At 64.8% G+C, this 14,753-nt stretch carries 12 protein-coding genes; 5 read left to right on the top strand and 7 right to left on the bottom strand.

The genetic code is table 11. The features are described 5' to 3' along the window. Positions 1-143 precede the first annotated feature (143 nt). Complete coding sequence (locus AC5ZG5_RS18395) at positions 144-1,601, top strand: glutamate synthase subunit beta (protein ID WP_456643250.1); 1,458 nt, start codon at positions 144-146, stop codon at positions 1,599-1,601. A 1-nt stretch (position 1,602) separates the two neighbouring features. Here the strand turns inward: AC5ZG5_RS18395 and AC5ZG5_RS18390 are convergent, their stop codons facing one another. Beyond that, positions 1,603-3,324 (bottom strand): outer membrane beta-barrel protein, encoded by a 1,722-nt coding sequence (locus tag AC5ZG5_RS18390; protein WP_456643251.1) that lies wholly within the window; start codon positions 3,322-3,324, stop codon positions 1,603-1,605. Between the two features lie 205 nt (positions 3,325-3,529). On the opposite strand from AC5ZG5_RS18390, the gene AC5ZG5_RS18385 reads away from it, so the two are divergent. Next, the gene (locus tag AC5ZG5_RS18385) at positions 3,530-4,543 is read left to right on the top strand and encodes a KpsF/GutQ family sugar-phosphate isomerase (RefSeq protein WP_028162979.1); all 1,014 of its coding nucleotides are present in this window, start codon (positions 3,530-3,532) and stop codon (positions 4,541-4,543) included. A 744-nt stretch (positions 4,544-5,287) separates the two neighbouring features. Here AC5ZG5_RS18385 and AC5ZG5_RS18380 read toward each other — a convergent pair. The 3 genes from AC5ZG5_RS18380 to hemH form a co-directional block, all read right to left on the bottom strand. After that, complete coding sequence (locus tag AC5ZG5_RS18380; protein WP_130229434.1) at positions 5,288-5,734, bottom strand: NfeD family protein; 447 nt, start codon at positions 5,732-5,734, stop codon at positions 5,288-5,290. A gap of 47 nt (positions 5,735-5,781) precedes the next feature. Beyond that, positions 5,782-6,780, bottom strand: coding sequence for an SPFH domain-containing protein (locus AC5ZG5_RS18375; protein ID WP_456643252.1), 999 nt, complete (start codon positions 6,778-6,780; stop codon positions 5,782-5,784). Positions 6,781-6,996: 216 nt separating this feature from the next. After that, positions 6,997-8,031, bottom strand: a complete 1,035-nt coding sequence (gene hemH, locus AC5ZG5_RS18370) for a ferrochelatase (protein WP_028162982.1) — start codon at positions 8,029-8,031, stop codon at positions 6,997-6,999. A gap of 87 nt (positions 8,032-8,118) precedes the next feature. Between hemH and AC5ZG5_RS18365 the strand changes: the two genes are divergently transcribed. After that, a complete protein-coding gene (locus AC5ZG5_RS18365) occupies positions 8,119-8,517 on the top strand; it encodes an MAPEG family protein (protein WP_456643253.1) in 399 nt (132 codons plus the stop codon). A gap of 166 nt (positions 8,518-8,683) precedes the next feature. Here the strand turns inward: AC5ZG5_RS18365 and AC5ZG5_RS18360 are convergent, their stop codons facing one another. From AC5ZG5_RS18360 to AC5ZG5_RS18350, 3 genes are read right to left on the bottom strand one after another with little or no spacing between them, the layout of a single operon-like run. Next, the gene (locus tag AC5ZG5_RS18360) at positions 8,684-9,814 is read right to left on the bottom strand and encodes a nickel/cobalt transporter (RefSeq protein WP_456643254.1); all 1,131 of its coding nucleotides are present in this window, start codon (positions 9,812-9,814) and stop codon (positions 8,684-8,686) included. Continuing rightward, entirely contained in the window at positions 9,811-10,446 is a 636-nt protein-coding gene (locus tag AC5ZG5_RS18355) for a DUF1007 family protein (RefSeq protein ID WP_456643255.1), read from the bottom strand. Before AC5ZG5_RS18355 ends, AC5ZG5_RS18360 begins: the two co-directional genes overlap by 4 nt. A 10-nt stretch (positions 10,447-10,456) precedes the next feature. Continuing rightward, complete coding sequence (locus AC5ZG5_RS18350; RefSeq protein WP_456643256.1) at positions 10,457-12,529, bottom strand: M3 family metallopeptidase; 2,073 nt, start codon at positions 12,527-12,529, stop codon at positions 10,457-10,459. Positions 12,530-12,658: 129 nt separating this feature from the next. Between AC5ZG5_RS18350 and AC5ZG5_RS18345 the strand changes: the two genes are divergently transcribed. Both AC5ZG5_RS18345 and AC5ZG5_RS18340 read left to right on the top strand, forming a co-directional pair. Next, positions 12,659-12,919 (top strand): hypothetical protein, encoded by a 261-nt coding sequence (locus AC5ZG5_RS18345; RefSeq protein ID WP_456643257.1) that lies wholly within the window; start codon positions 12,659-12,661, stop codon positions 12,917-12,919. Between the two features lie 656 nt (positions 12,920-13,575). Continuing rightward, positions 13,576-14,718 carry a type III PLP-dependent enzyme gene (locus AC5ZG5_RS18340; RefSeq protein WP_028162988.1) on the top strand — a complete coding sequence of 381 codons (1,143 nt, stop codon included), beginning with the start codon at positions 13,576-13,578 and terminating at the stop codon, positions 14,716-14,718. The last annotated feature ends 35 nt before the right edge of the window (positions 14,719-14,753 follow it).

The raw sequence follows: 14,753 nt of genomic DNA, 5'->3' as shown, positions 1-14,753 counted from the left end.
TCGAACCATGAGGCCAGGATACCGGCCTTCATCCTTCGAGACGCGGCGCGAGCGCCGGTCCTCAGGATGAGGGTCTAACGGGGCGTGTGACGCGAGCCCGGATGACGAAACAAGACGAACCAGGTGCAGGGGCCTCAGGCTTAATGGGAAAGATCACAGGTTTCCTCGAGATCGAGCGGCACGACCGCAAGTACACGCCGGTCACCGAGCGGCTGAAACATTTCCACGAGTTCGTCATTCCGCTCAGCGAGAAGGACCTCCGCGATCAGGCCGCGCGCTGCATGAACTGCGGCATTCCCTACTGCCACGGCACCGGCTCGGTCGCGCCGGGCACGCCCGGCTGCCCGGTCAACAACCAGATCCCCGACTGGAACGACCTCGTCTATCAGGGCAATTGGGAAGAAGCCTCGCGCAACCTGCATTCGACCAACAACTTCCCCGAATTCACCGGCCGCATCTGTCCGGCGCCGTGCGAGGCGTCCTGCACGCTCAACATCGACGACAACCCCGTCACCATCAAGACCATCGAATGCGCGATCGTCGACCGCGCCTGGGACAATGGCTGGCTGAAGCCGGAAGTCCCGGCCGAGAAGACGGGCAAGAAGGTCGCGGTGATCGGGGCGGGGCCGGCGGGCATGGCCTGCGCGCAGCAGCTCGCGCGCGCCGGGCACGACGTGCATGTCTATGAGAAGTATGCCAAGGCGGGCGGACTGCTGCGTTACGGCATTCCCGACTTCAAGATGGAGAAGGGCATCATCGATCGCCGCGTCACGCAAATGGAGGCCGAAGGCGTCACCTTCCATTACGGCGCCCAAGTCGGCGGCGATGCACCCGGCGCGATCGATCCGAGCGATCTGCAGAGCCAGTACGACGCGATCGCGCTGACCGGCGGCGCGGAAGCCCCGCGCGACCTCCCCATCCCCGGCCGCGATCTCGACGGCATCCATTTCGCGATGGACTTCCTGCCGCAGCAGAACCGCCGCGTCTCCGGCGAGCCGCTCAACGGCGTGACCGACATCCTGGCCAAGGACAAGCATGTGGTGGTGATCGGCGGCGGCGACACCGGCTCCGACTGCATCGGCACCTCGCTGCGCCAGGGCGCCAAGTCCGTGACCCAGCTCGAGATCATGGCGGCGCCGCCGGAGCGCGAGAACAAGGGCGTGACCTGGCCGAACTGGCCGTTGAAGATGCGGATCTCGTCGAGTCAGGCCGAAGGCGCGATCCGGGAATACGCCGTGCTGACCCAGAAGTTCGAGGGCACTGGCGGCAAGGTGAAGAAGCTGCACTGCATCAAGGTCGACGACAAGTTCAAGCCTCTGCCCGGCACCGAGTTCGTACTCGACGCCGAGCTCGTGCTGCTGGCGATGGGCTTCGTGCATCCCGTGCACGACGGCCTGCTCAAGCAGCTCGCGGTCGACCTCGACCAGCGCGGCAACGTCCGCGCCAACACGAGCGACTACCAGACCTCATTGCCCAACGTCTTCTCCGCCGGCGACATGCGCCGCGGCCAGTCGCTGGTGGTCTGGGCCATCCGCGAAGGCCGCCTCTGCGCCCGCGCGATCGACACGTTCTTGATGGGCAAGACGGATCTACCGCGGTAGGCTAGTTCTGCACCCTGACCCCGAGCAGCATGACCGTCGACTGCGAGCTCGATCCCGGCGAGCTCGAGTCCAATATGTCGTGGCGGACGGTGCCCTTAATCCAGAGGCTGCGGGTCATCTTGTAGATGAGGTCGCCCGACAGCGAGTAGATCTTGTCCACGCGGTTGTCGCCCTGGTAGTCGAGCGTGCCGTAGGTGAACCTGCCGATCGCGGTCAGCCAGCGGCGGAAGTCGTGATCGACCTCGACGGTGTAGGTGCGCGCCAGCACGCCTGATGTGCCGGGCAGCGTGGTCTCGGCGAGCTGGGTGTCGGAATAGAATTTGGCCGTCGTCAGCGGCGTCGCGGTCCAGGTCAGCGATGCCGTGGTGAGCAGGCCATCCAGCCGGTTCAGCCGCGGATCCTGATAGTTGCGGGCGGCGTAGCCGATCGAGACTTCGCCGAACAACAGCCGCGAGAACTCGAAGGACGAGCCGGCCTTCGCATAGCCGCCCACGGAATCCCGCGCGAAGCCCGAGCGGTCGAGCCGCAGATCATGGACGCGGCTGTCGCCCTGGATTTCCACGAACGGCTTGACCGCAGGGTTCACTTCGTAGCTGACGCGCGCGACGCCGCCGTACTGGCTGAAGTTGCGGTCATCGTTCGAGTCCAACGAGCCGTCGGTGAGCCTGGACCATTGGTAATCGGTGCGGTCGACGGTGGCGCCTGCGGAGACCTGCAGGCGATTGAAATTCTGGTCGACGCCGAAGGTGCCGCCGACCGTGGTGTAGATCGGGTACCTGGCGAGACCCGCCGGCACGTTCGGACTGCCGGGGATGTCGGTGGAGACGAGCAGCCGCGCCTGCCCCATCAGCCTTGTGTCACGGGTGACGTCGAGCCGCCCATCGATATGGCCGATGAAGTTGGGGCGATCGATATCGAGCGGCGCGGAGAGCGCTGTGCCATCGGCGTTCGGCGTCAGGTTTTGGGTGTAGCCGGTGAAGGAGCCGCGCAGGTCCGCGACCAGCGCGTGGCGCTCCCAGTTGGACACCGCCAGGAATTCCGGGGCGATCACGTAGGTCGGCGAGCCCTGTGGCACCGACAGCCGGCCGGGATTGGTTTCATAGCCGGCGCTGAGTTCGACCGCGGACTTGATCAGGAAGCTGCCGGCATAATCGCCGACCGCGCCGAACGGATCATCGTCGACCTTAAGCCGCTTGCGCGGCGGCTGGCCCACCACATTGCCGGCCATTGCCGGCGGCACCGGCGGCTTGTTGGCGGTCTCCGACGGCGGGATCGACAGGCGCAATTGTCCGGCCAGAGTCCTCGGCGGTGGCGCGGGCGGCGGCGTGCCGGGGCCGGGCGGCCGTTTCGGCCTCGCCTGCGCCGGATAATATTTCGGCTGCTGGCGTTTGCGGTTGAGCGAGTCATAGCCTGACGTCGAGGCGCCGTTCGCAGCCGGCAGGCCGTAAGACGGCACCTGGCCAATGCGTGACGGCGCGCGGCCATCGCGATCCCGGTCACGCAATCGTGGATCGTTGAGCGGATCGGCCAGCTCGGCCGCGGTCCTGCGCAGGGGCGAATCAGGCGGCGCCACCTGGGTCGTGCGCGACGGGCTGAACAAATCGGGCGTGACCGTCTGGGCCTGCGCGAAGGGGCCGCTCACCGCGAGCGCGGCAAGGCACACGACAGGCGCGCGCAAATAGCGCGCGCGCCCAGCCCGGCCCCTTGCTCGCCCTCGTCCCACGATAGAATACCTCAACAAATTCCTTGACTTACACGGCAAACGCGGAACGGGGCCGAGAACGTCCTTAATGGAGTTAAAACAATTATGGTTAATGGCTCGTTGAGAGCGGCCGGCTGCGTCGCCTGCCGCCGCCGGCCGTGCTAAGGGAGACGACTCTGGGCGCACCGCCCCTCCTCCCTGGAAACAGACCCTCTGGTAAAGAGATATGGCCAAGCCCAAACCGCTGATGCCGAAATCGTCGGACACCGAGCCCGCTGACGCCGCCGTACAATCGGCGCTGCGGACGCTGGAGGCTGAAGCCAGCGGTGTCGCCGCCATCGACGCCGCGCTCCGCTCCGACCTCGGGGCGCCCTTTGCCGCGGCGGCGGAGATGATCCGCAACGCCAAGGGACGGCTGATCGTCACCGGGCTCGGCAAATCAGGTCACATCGGCCGCAAGGTTGCGGCGACCTTTGCCTCCACCGGCACGCCGGCGTTCTTCGTCCATGCCGCCGAAGCGAGCCATGGCGATCTCGGCATGATCACCGCCGACGACGTCATCCTGGCGCTGTCATGGTCCGGCGAGCAGCCGGAGATGAAGAACCTGATCTCTTACGCCGCGCGCTTCGGCATTCCCGTGATCGCGATAACAGCGGAAAAGGGTTCGAGCCTGAGCAAGGCCGCCGATATCGCGCTGACGCTGCCGAAGGCGCGCGAGGCCTGCCCGCATAATCTGGCGCCGACCACCTCCTCGCTGATGATGCTCGCGCTCGGCGATGCGCTGGCGATTGCGCTGCTGGAAGGCCGCGGCTTCACCTCAACCGATTTCAGCGTGCTGCATCCCGGCGGCAAGCTGGGGGCGATGCTGAAATATACCCGCGACCTCATGCATGCTGGCGAGGCTGTGCCGCTGAAGCCGCTCGGCACCAGGATGTCGGACGCGCTGGTCGAGATGACCTCGAAGGGTTTTGGCTGTGTCGGCATCGTCGACCGCCGCAGCCATCTCGTCGGCATCGTCACCGACGGCGACCTCCGCCGCCATATGCGCTCCGACCTGATGACCGCCGTCGTCGACGACGTCATGACCAAGAATCCGAAAACCATCGGCCGCGACACGCTGGCCGGCGAGGCGCTGGAATTGCTGAATTCGTCGAAGGTCACCGCGCTGATCGTCGTCGACGCCGGCAAGCCGGTCGGCATCGTGCATTTCCACGACTTCCTGCGCGCGGGCGTGGCGTAAGCTCGCCGCGCTAGACCCTCATGGTGAGGAGCGCGGAACGCGCGTCTCCGGACGATGCCTCGCATCGCCTTGAGAACCACGAGGCCCCGCCGGTGGCCTCGCCCTTCGAGACGACCGCTACGCGGTCTCCTCAGGGTGAGACGCGCGGAGTTACATCACTGATTTGCCCGACGACGAAAGCGGAATGTTTTTCGCGCGAGGGCTGGACAGACTTTTTGTGATTTGCCCGTCGAGGCTGGGCAAGTATTCAATCAGCCTTGAACGGCGCAGAAATGCATTCGCCGTTGCGGGCGATTGCACGTAGAAAATTCCATCCTCATTGCCATGCGCGTCGCGCAAAGAAAGGACGTTCTACGAGGACGCGCCCGCGGCAAATACTTGCCCAGCCTCGTCGAGTTGTTATGTCGCACGCAAAGTAACCACATCGTCATTGCGAACGCAGCGAAGCAATCCATAGCGCGGCAGGCGGAGAGATGGATTGCTTCGCGGCGCCTGTCATCGGGCGCGCGTTCGCGCGACCCGCTGGCTCGCAATTACGGCGGCTGTCATTCCGGGGCGATGCGATAGCATCGAGCTATGATGTGCAATTGCACATCAGAGAATCCATTTTTCCGCTTGCGCAAGTGGACGAATGGATTCCGGGCTCGCGCTTCGCGCGCCCCGGAATGACAGTGGGATTTTGCGGCGAAGGAATGACGGATTACGCTGTTCGCGCGGGAGGAAATGCCAATCCGCCCTGCATCACTACGCCGCCGCCACCGTCAAACTGGCGCCGTCGGCGCTGACAACCTTGACGCGGCTGCCGGCGGGCGCGTCGGGGCCGGCGACGCGCCAGATCGTGTCATCGATCCGCACCGTGCCTGAGCCGTCGATGATCGGCTTCTCCAGCGTGAACTCGCGGCCGATCAGGGCTTCGGTGCGCCGGTTGAGGAACGGGCTGCTCGCGCTCGCCGAGGTCCCGCTCTTGGCGAAGTGCCGCCATGCCGGCACGGCGGCGACCGCGAACGCGGCGAACATCAGGAACTGTGTCTGCCAAAGCGGATTGATGACGAACGACACCAGTCCGACCATGAGCGCTGATAGCCCGAGCCAGAACAGGAACACGCCGGGCGCCGCCAATTCCAGCGCCATCAGGATGAAGCCGAAGATCAGCCAGTTCCAGGTACCTAGTGTCGAAAACATCTCGGTCATGACACGACCTCTAATTCCGCAGACGCAATGCTAGCACGCCCGCACCCTCACCGCTCGGGCGCGATTGGCGGCGGCGTCGGGCCGGCCTGCGGCACCGAGGAGCGGCGCGCGGCGGCGGCTGCCGAAGCTGTGCTTTCGCCGAAGGTGGCGCGCGCGATCTCGCCGATGCCGGCAAGCGAGCCGAGCACGCTCGATGCCTCGATCGGCAGCATCACGATTTTCTGGTTCGGCGCTTCCGCCAACTGCCCGAACGCCTTGATGTACTTGTCGGCGATGAAGTAGTTCAGTGCGGCGACGTCGCCCCTCGCGATCGCTTCGGACACCATCTGCGTTGCCTTCGCCTCAGCCTCCGCAAGTCGCTCGCGCGCTTCGGCGTCGCGGAAGGCGGCTTCGCGGCGACCTTCGGCCTGCAGGATCTGTCCCTGCTTGGCACCCTCGGCGCGCAAAATCTCCGATTGCCGCTGGCCTTCCGCCTGCAGGATGTCGGCGCGCTTGACGCGCTCGGCCTTCATCTGCCGGCCCATCGCCTCCACGAGGTCCGCCGGCGGCACGATGTCCTTGATCTCGATGCGATTGACCTTGACGCCCCAGGGCGAGACCGCGGCGTCGACGACGCGGAGCAGCCGCTCGTTGATCTCATCGCGATGCGACAGCACCTGGTCGAGGTCCATCGAACCCATCACCGAGCGGATGTTGGTCATGGTCAGCACCGTGATCGCCTGGTGCAAATTGGCGACTTCGTAGCTCGCCTTCGCGGCGTCGAACACCTGGAAGAAGGCAACGCCATCAACGGTGACGGTGGCATTGTCCTTGGTGATCACCTCCTGCTCGGGGATGTCGATCACCTGCTCCATCATATTCATCTTGCGCCCGATGCGGTCGAAATAGGGCACGATGAGATTGAGGCCGGGGAGCAACGTGCGGGTGTACTTGCCGAAGCGCTCGATGGTCCAGCCATAGCCCTGCGGAACGGTCTTGACCCCGGCGAACAGCGTGACGATGACGAGCAGAACAAGGGCGATGGCGAAAATGTCGAAACCACTCATAAAGTCCTCCAAGACCGGCGAAAGCCGGCGCGGCCCTGCATTTGGTCTGCAAAACCGCAACGCCGGTTCAGCCGGCTGTTGGTTGACACATAGTTAAGGAGCGGTTTTGCGAGGCTGCCAGATATAGCCTGCGAACGTAAATGATGTGTCAGGCGCTGCGCTCGACTTCGCCTCTCCCGGTTGCGGGAGAGCGAGCGCACCGTGGTCCCAATTCGGCTAAATCCAGCCCTGGAGTTCGCGCAGCACGAGTTGGCGGATCACGTCCATGCCGGGCTCACTGTCGTTCAGGCAGGGAATCGCCGCAAACTGCTCGCCGCCATTTTGCTTGAAGATGTGCGCGTTCTCCTGCGCGATCTCTTCCAGCGTCTCCAGACAGTCGGCGGAGAAACCGGGCGTGACGACGGCAATTCGTCGCACGCCGTCCTTGGCGAGCTTTTCGACGGTCTTGTCGGTATAGGGCTGCAGCCAGACATCGTTGCCGAAGCGCGACTGGAAGGTCAGCATCAGCCTGGAGGCATCGAGCCCGAGGCGCTTGCGCAGGCTTTCCGTCGTGGCGACGCACTGGGCGAAATAGGGATCACCCTGATCGACATATTTCTGCGGCATGCCGTGGAAGGACGCCAGGATCAATTCCGGCTCGAACGGCAGCGTCGCCAGGTGCGCGTTGATCGAAACCGAGAGCGCGTCGATATAGACAGGATCGTCATAGTATGGCGAGGACACCCGCAAGGTCGGCTGCGCACGCAAGCTGGAGAGCACCCGGAACGCCTCGTCGCAGACGGTCGCCGATGTCGCGGCGGAATATTGCGGATAGAGCGGCACCACCAACAGCCGGTTACAGCCCTGCGCCGTCAGCGCCTCGATCCCCGCCCGGATCGAGGGATTGCCGTAGCGCATCGCCCAATCGACCACGACATGATCTTCCCCGATCGCCGCCGCTAGCTTCTCGGCCTGCGAGCGCGTGATCGTCTTCAGCGGCGACTCGTCCTTCTCGGTATTCCAGATCTTCCGGTAATCGAGCGCCTTGGTGCGCGGCCGCGTGCGCAGGATGATGCCGTTGAGGATCAGCTTCCACAACAGCCCCTGATCCTCGATCACGCGCGGGTCGGAGAGGAATTCCCTCAAATAGACCCGCACGCCCGGGGCGTCGGCGGTGTCGGGCGTGCCGAGATTGACCAGCAGCACGCCGATGCGATCCGGCTGGGCTTGCGCTGCCGGCGTCGTGTTTCGGACTGGGACGGCCACGGTCATGACGGCCGTGGCTTCGCGCGTTGCCCCATTCTTGTCAAGACAACGCACCGTTAGCTAGGCTCCCCTCCGCAATGCGGGGGAGGAACCATGACGGTTGCCGAATGGTGCGTGTTCGGAACGTTGATGCTGTATTTGTTGACGCTCGCAGCCGCCAAGTGGACTGCGAGCGGCCGTTTCGACAATTCCAACCCGCGCGATCCCGCCTTCTACGACGACCCGATCCGGGCCCGCGCGCTCGGCGCCCACCAGAACGGGATCGAGGCGTTTCCGTTCTTCGCCTTCGCCGTGCTGCTCGCCGAATTCCGCGTGGGACCGTTACGGCTGATCGATGAGCTCGCGGTGCTGTTCCTGATCGTGCGGATCGCCTACGTCTTCACCTATCTCGGCAACCGCCCGACCTTGCGCTCGATCCTCTGGACCATCGGTTTTACGATCAATGTCGCGATCTTCTTCCTGCCGATGATAAAGCGATATCTGACGGTCTGAGTTCTCCCTCTCCCCGTTCTTACGGAGAGGGTTGGGGTGAGGGGCTGCCTCCGCGAAAAAGCTGGAAGTTGTGTTTGCGGAAACAGCCCCTCACCCGGCGCAATGCGCCGACCTCTCCCCGCGAAGAGCGGGGAGAGGTAACTTCAAAGGCCGCTCCGCGGCGCCGTCACATAAAGTACGCGCAGGTCGGCGGCTCGGTGGCGAGGTAGCCGAACAGCAATCCCAGCCCGAACAGCAGCACCAGACCGGCGGCGCCGAACTCGATGCCGCGCATGAAGAGCATGCCGCTGCCGTCGCGGCCGGCGCTGACGCGTTGCGCCAGACCGCGGGCGGAGACGGCGAGGATCGCGATCGTCGCGACCGTGATCGCGGTGCCGAGGCCCATCACGAAGGTCGCGGCGATGCCGGCCCAGAACAGGCCCTGCGCCAGCGAGAATCCCAGCACCAGGATCGCACCCGAGCAGGGCCGGATACCGACGGTCACGATCGCGCTCAAGCCGCGGCGCCAACCGCCGGGGCCGGCGAGCTCGCTCGGCTCGGGACCGTGCGAATGGCCGCAATGCTCGTCATGGACATGAGCGTGGGCGTGCTGGTGCCCGGCGCCATGCCCGTGCTCGTGCCCATGATCGTGGTGATGATCGTGGTCGTGGTCATGGTGATGATCGCGGTGATGGTGATGACCGTCATCGTGGTGGTGATGCGGGACACCTGCGATGGCCGGCTGCGGCACATTCGCCTGCAGCGCGCGGAAGAAGCCGCCGCCCTTGCTCCAGACCAGCCGCGCACCAAAGGCGGCAATCAGGGCATAGCTGGCGATCTCGATCGCTTTTTCCGCGCCGCACGAGGTTTTCGCGGTGGCGTTGAGCAGCCAGGCGCCGATGACGACGAACACCACGGCCACCACGGCCTGCAGCAGGGCCGAGGCAAACGACAGCGCGATGCCGCGCGAGGCGGTTTCCCGGTTGGCGACGAGATAAGAAGAGATCACCGCCTTGCCGTGGCCGGGGCCTGCAGCATGGAAGATCCCATAGGCGAAGGAGACGCCAAGCAACGTCCAGACTGCATAGCCATCGGTCTTGGCAGCACGGATGGACGCGGAAATCTCGCGGTAGAATTCCCCCTGCTTGGCGAGCAGCCAGCCGATGATACCGCCGACCTGCGGCTCGGCCGCCCGCCGCGGGGCCCCAAACGGATTTTGTGCTGACAGCGCATGCATGGCAGCATCGGCCAGCGCAAAGACTGCGAGCGCCACGGCGGCAATCGCCAGGCTACGCGCGACGGATGATCCCTGCTTCATGGACACTCCACCACGATCTTGTTGGCGAACATCGCGCCGAAGTTGGAGCTTTCGCCGCTCAGGAAGTTCTGCTCCCCGAGCTGCTGCGCGCTCGCGGTGCCATCATTCGGCCGCTGGAATTGCAGCTTGCAGTCGGCCGGCGCGCCGACCAGCTTGGCGGGGTCCTTGTCGGCATATTTGAAGTCGATAAAGAAGGCGGGGTCGAACACTTCGAGCGAAAGCTGCCTGGTCTTGAACGGCGTCTTCGCCGGCAGCGTGAAGTGCAGCGTCAATTCCGTGTTGTTGTATTCGAGGAAATAATCGACCGGCTCGGTGAATTTCTGCTTCTTGCCGTCGGCCTTGGCGAAGGTGAAGTAGGCGTATTCCTTCAGCGACTCGACATTGGTCTGGGCGAGCGGCGCCAGCTCCTCGCGGGTGAAGGCGCCCTTGGTCTTGGCCTCGATGCCCTGCAGCGCATAGGTCGAGAACATGTCGTCGAAGGTCCAGGCGTGGCGGACGCCGGTGATGGTGCCGTCGGGCGCATAGATCACCTCGCTCCTGGCGGTGATCCAGACATGCGGATGGGCTTGTGCGGCGGCCGTGCCGAGCATCACGGCGCCAGCGGCCAGGAGGCCGAGCCAATTGCGGGACATGCGCCTCACTTCAGGCGGCCTCGGCGGTCTCGAGCAGCCCGCGCCGGCGGAGCAGTGCATCCGGCTCCGGCTCGCGGCCGCGGAAGGCGACATAGGCCTCTTCCGGATCGCGCGAACCGCCCGACGAATAGATGTCGTCGAGCAGGCGCTTTGCGGTCGCGGGATCGAAGATGTCGCCGGCCTCCTCGAAGGCGCCGAAGGCGTCCGCGTCCATCACCTCCGACCACATGTAGCTGTAATAACCGGCGGCATAGTGGTCGCCGGAGAAGATGTGGCCGAACTGGGTCGGCCGGTGCCGCAGCGCGATCTCGGCGGGCATGCCGATCTTCTCGAGCTCCTGCTTCTCGAAGGCCCTGACGTCGCGGCTGGCTTCGGCCGGCTGGGTGTGGAATTCGAGGTCGATCAGCGCCGAGGATACGAACTCCACGGTGGCAAAACCCTGGTTGAACTTCCGCGCGGCGAGGAAGCGCAGCAGGAGATCGTCCGGCAGCGGCTCGCCGGTCTCATAGTGCCTTGCGAAGCGCTGCAGCACCTCCGGCCGCTCCTGCCAGTGCTCGTAAAGCTGCGACGGCAGCTCGACGAAATCGGTGAACACGGAGGTGCCCGACAGCGAGGGATAGGTGACGTTGGACAACATGCCGTGCAGGCCGTGGCCGAATTCGTGGAACAAAGTGCGGGCATCGTCCGGCGACAGCAGCGCGGGCGCACCGCCCGCGCCCTTGGCGAAATTGCAGACATTGATGACGAGCGGGGCAACCGCGCCGTCGAGCTGCTGCTGATCGCGCAGCGAGGTCATCCAGGCACCGGAGCGCTTCGAGGGGCGGGCGTAATAGTCGCCGTAGAACAGCGCCTTGTGCTTGCCGTCGCGATCCCTGACTTCCCAGACCCGGACGTCGGGGTGCCAGGCCGGGATATCCTTGCGCTCCTCGAAGGTGACGCCGAACAGGCGGGTGGCGCAGTCGAAGGCGGCCTCGATCATGTGGTCGAGCACAAGATAGGGCTTGATCGCGGCGTCGTCGAAATTGGCGCTGATCTGCCGGAGCTTCTCGGCGTAGTAACGCCAATCCCAGGCTGCCAGCGCAAAATTGCCGCCCTCCTCCGCGATCAGCGCCTGCATCGCGTCGCGGTCGGCGAGCGCCCGCGCCCTCGCCGGCTTCCAGACCCGCTCCAAGAGGCCGCGCACGGCGTCCGGCGTTTTCGCCATGGAATCCTCGAGCCGGTAGGAGGCGTAGTTCGAGAAGCCCATGATCTTGGCGGCTTCCTCGCGCAGCGCCAGGATCTCGACGATGGTCGCGTTGTTGTCGTGGGCGTTGCCATTGTCGCCACGCGCGGTGAAGGCCTTGAAGACCTTTTCGCGCAGGTCGCGGCGATCGGAGGTTTTCAGGAACGGCTCGACCGAGGAGCGCGACAGCGTCACGATCGCCTTGCCGGCCATCCCGCGCTCTTCCGCCGCGGCCTTGGCGGCGGCGACAAAGCTGTCCGACAGCCCGGCGCGGTCGTCCTCGGCGAGCTCCATGAACCAGTCCTGCTCGTCGCCGAGCAGATGGTGGCTGAAGCTGGTGCCGAGATGGGCGAGCCGCTCGTTGATCTCGGCCATCCGCGCCTTGGCGGCGTCGTCGAGGCCGGCGCCGGCGCGGCGGAAGCGCGTATAGGTGCGCTCCAGCAGCCTGAGCTGTTCGCCGCTCAGGCCGAGCGAGGCGCGGTTCTGGTGCAAGAGCGCGATGCGGCCGAACAGCACGGCGTTCATCATGATCGGGTTCCAGTGCCGCGCCATCCGCAAGGAGACTTCCTTGTCGATCTCCAGGATCGCCGGATTGGAGTGCGCCGACACCAGGTCATAGAACACCGCCGAGACCTTGGAGAGCAGCTTGCCGGAACGCTCCAGCGCGGTGATGGTGTTGTCGAAGTCCGGCGCCGCCGGATCATGAACGATCGCGCCGATCTCGGCGGAGTGATCGGCAAAGGCCTGCTCGAAGGCGGGCAGGAAATGCTCGGGCTTGATCTCGTCGAAGGGCGGCGTCTCGAACGGCGTCTGCCAGCCCTGCAGCAGCGGGTTGGCCAAACCTTGCGAACTTGCCGACATGCGAAATCCTATTTTTGTCCAAGATATTGCGGCAAACTATACCACACCGTGCGGCAATTTTGGGCCTTTTGCGCTTGATCGCAGGGCCCATTTCGGGGACATTGCGCCCCTCAAAAAGGACCTTCTTCCATGAGCCAACAGCCCTCCTCCACCGGCAACCGCCAGATCGTCTGGCCGAGCGTGATCACCGTGATCAGCGCGGCGATCCTGATCGGCGCGGAAGTGTTCGGCGGTGCCTTCGCCGGCGGCTGGGCGCTCGCGATCCTGTTCGGGCTCGAAGACACCGCCGCGCACATCCTGCAAGCGGTGCTGTTCGCGCTCGGCGTCCTCGTGATGATCGCATTCATCCGCGCGGCGCAGCGCATCGAGCCGTTCACGCGGCGCGCGTGAGGCGCGACTGCGAAAACACTGTGGCAGAAGGCTCCAAACGCGCAGCCGACTGCTAGCTTCTCTTAACGTCCATTCATATTCGACGTGGTGCGCACGTGCAGCGACAAACAATCGCAAGCTCGCGTTAGGGAAATCTGCGCGCAGCCCAAAAAAATTCTTGCGCAGCTAAGTCAAAACACTTATTTCCAGCCTTGCCCAATTTCGCACGTGCCTGTGGTCGTGTGTCAGTCGGTAGGTATCCGGACAAGAGGCCGGACAGCCGCCAAGGGATGAAGAACCGAGGGTCGCCTCTGAAGCGGCCAGCATCTCTCTCAAGGGATGCCGATGAAGGTCTCTCCATCTCTTGCAACCGTGACTGGCAGCCGGAGGCGAACCGGCGCACCCCGCTCTCAACGGGGGACGCGACTTAAAGCAACGACGGAGCGGGCTTTTTTGGTCTCTACCGGCATTCCAACGCCGGCGCGGGCTACTGAAAAGGCTTGTCCTTCATTGCCAGGTGAGCGGGCGGGAAATCTCCCAACCAATCCACGGCAGCACAGTCTGGTTTGAGTTTTTTGGCTTCGTTGCGCCTCCATCGCGCAATTCGGCCAAGGCACTCTTATCCGACGTCACGTTTTTGAATGCGGCCCCGTCGCTGGGGTCGTTGGGAGAGTGCCATGACCGAGCGCATCCAGGAATTCCTGCGTCACCGCCGCAGCGAGGGCCTCGACACCGAGCCGTGCCTCGTCGTCGACCTCGAAGTCGTGCGCGACAACTACCAGAGCTTCGCGAAGGCATTGCCGGACAGCCGCGTGTTCTACGCGGTGAAGGCCAACCCGGCGCCGGAAGTGCTGTCGCTGCTCGCCTCGCTCGGCTCCTGCTTCGACACCGCGACAGTCGCCGAGATCGAGATGGCGCTGGCCGCTGGCGCGACGCCGGACCGCATCTCCTATGGCAACACGATCAAGAAGGAGCGCGACATCGCGCGCGCCTTCGCGCTCGGCATTCGCCTGTTCGCGGTCGACTGCGCCGCCGAGGTCGAAAAGGTCGCCCGTGCCGCCCCCGGCGCCAAGGTGTTCTGCCGCATCCTCTATGACTGCGCCGGCGCCGAATGGCCGCTGTCGCGCAAGTTCGGCTGCGACCCGGAGATGGCGGTCGACGTGCTCGACCTCGCCAAGCGCCTCGGCCTGGAGCCTGTCGGCATCTCCTTCCATGTCGGCTCGCAGCAGCGCAAGGTGAAGGCGTGGGATCGGGCGCTGGCGATGGCCTCGACCGTATTCCGTGACTGCGCCGAGCGCGGGATCAACCTGTCCATGGTCAACATGGGCGGCGGCTTCCCGACCAAGTACCTGAAGGACGTGCCGCCGGTGGTGCAGTACGGCCGGTCGATCTTCCGCGCGCTGCGCAAGCATTTCGGCAACCAGATCCCGGAGACGATCATCGAACCGGGCCGCGGCATGGTCGGCAATGCCGGCATCATCGAGACCGAAGTCGTTCTGATCTCCAGGAAGAGCGACGAGGACGAGGTGCGCTGGGTCTATCTCGACATCGGCAAGTTCGGCGGTCTCGCCGAGACGATGGATGAGTCGATCCGCTACGCGATCCGCACGCCGCATGACGGCGCGGATATGACGCCGTGCGTGCTTGCTGGCCCGACCTGCGACTCGGCCGATGTGCTGTACGAGAAGCTGCCGTATCCGCTTCCGGTGACGCTCGAGATCGGCGACAAGCTGCTGATCGAGGGCACCGGCGCCTATACGTCGACCTACTCGTCGGTGGCTTTCAACGGCATCCCGCCGCTGAGGACCTACCACATCTGACGTCTCTTACCTCTCGCGCTTGCGGGAGAGGGAGA

Source organism: Bradyrhizobium sp. Ses1, from assembly GCF_059512365.1.
Note: the sequence above shows the minus strand (reverse complement) of the source record. Positions and strands in the feature narration are given on the sequence as shown.

Coding starts and splice junctions, on each gene's coding strand:
- AC5ZG5_RS18340 (WP_028162988.1), top strand. CDS start 13,576: ATGACCGAGCGCATCCAGGAATTCCTGCGTCACCGCCGCAGCGAGGGC.
- AC5ZG5_RS18360 (WP_456643254.1), bottom strand. CDS start 9,814: ATGAAGCAGGGATCATCCGTCGCGCGTAGCCTGGCGATTGCCGCCGTG.
- AC5ZG5_RS18385 (WP_028162979.1), top strand. CDS start 3,530: ATGGCCAAGCCCAAACCGCTGATGCCGAAATCGTCGGACACCGAGCCC.
- AC5ZG5_RS18345 (WP_456643257.1), top strand. CDS start 12,659: ATGAGCCAACAGCCCTCCTCCACCGGCAACCGCCAGATCGTCTGGCCG.
- AC5ZG5_RS18365 (WP_456643253.1), top strand. CDS start 8,119: ATGACGGTTGCCGAATGGTGCGTGTTCGGAACGTTGATGCTGTATTTG.
- AC5ZG5_RS18380 (WP_130229434.1), bottom strand. CDS start 5,734: ATGACCGAGATGTTTTCGACACTAGGTACCTGGAACTGGCTGATCTTC.
- AC5ZG5_RS18395 (WP_456643250.1), top strand. CDS start 144: ATGGGAAAGATCACAGGTTTCCTCGAGATCGAGCGGCACGACCGCAAG.
- AC5ZG5_RS18350 (WP_456643256.1), bottom strand. CDS start 12,529: ATGTCGGCAAGTTCGCAAGGTTTGGCCAACCCGCTGCTGCAGGGCTGG.
- hemH (WP_028162982.1), bottom strand. CDS start 8,031: ATGACCGTGGCCGTCCCAGTCCGAAACACGACGCCGGCAGCGCAAGCC.
- AC5ZG5_RS18355 (WP_456643255.1), bottom strand. CDS start 10,446: ATGTCCCGCAATTGGCTCGGCCTCCTGGCCGCTGGCGCCGTGATGCTC.
- AC5ZG5_RS18375 (WP_456643252.1), bottom strand. CDS start 6,780: ATGAGTGGTTTCGACATTTTCGCCATCGCCCTTGTTCTGCTCGTCATC.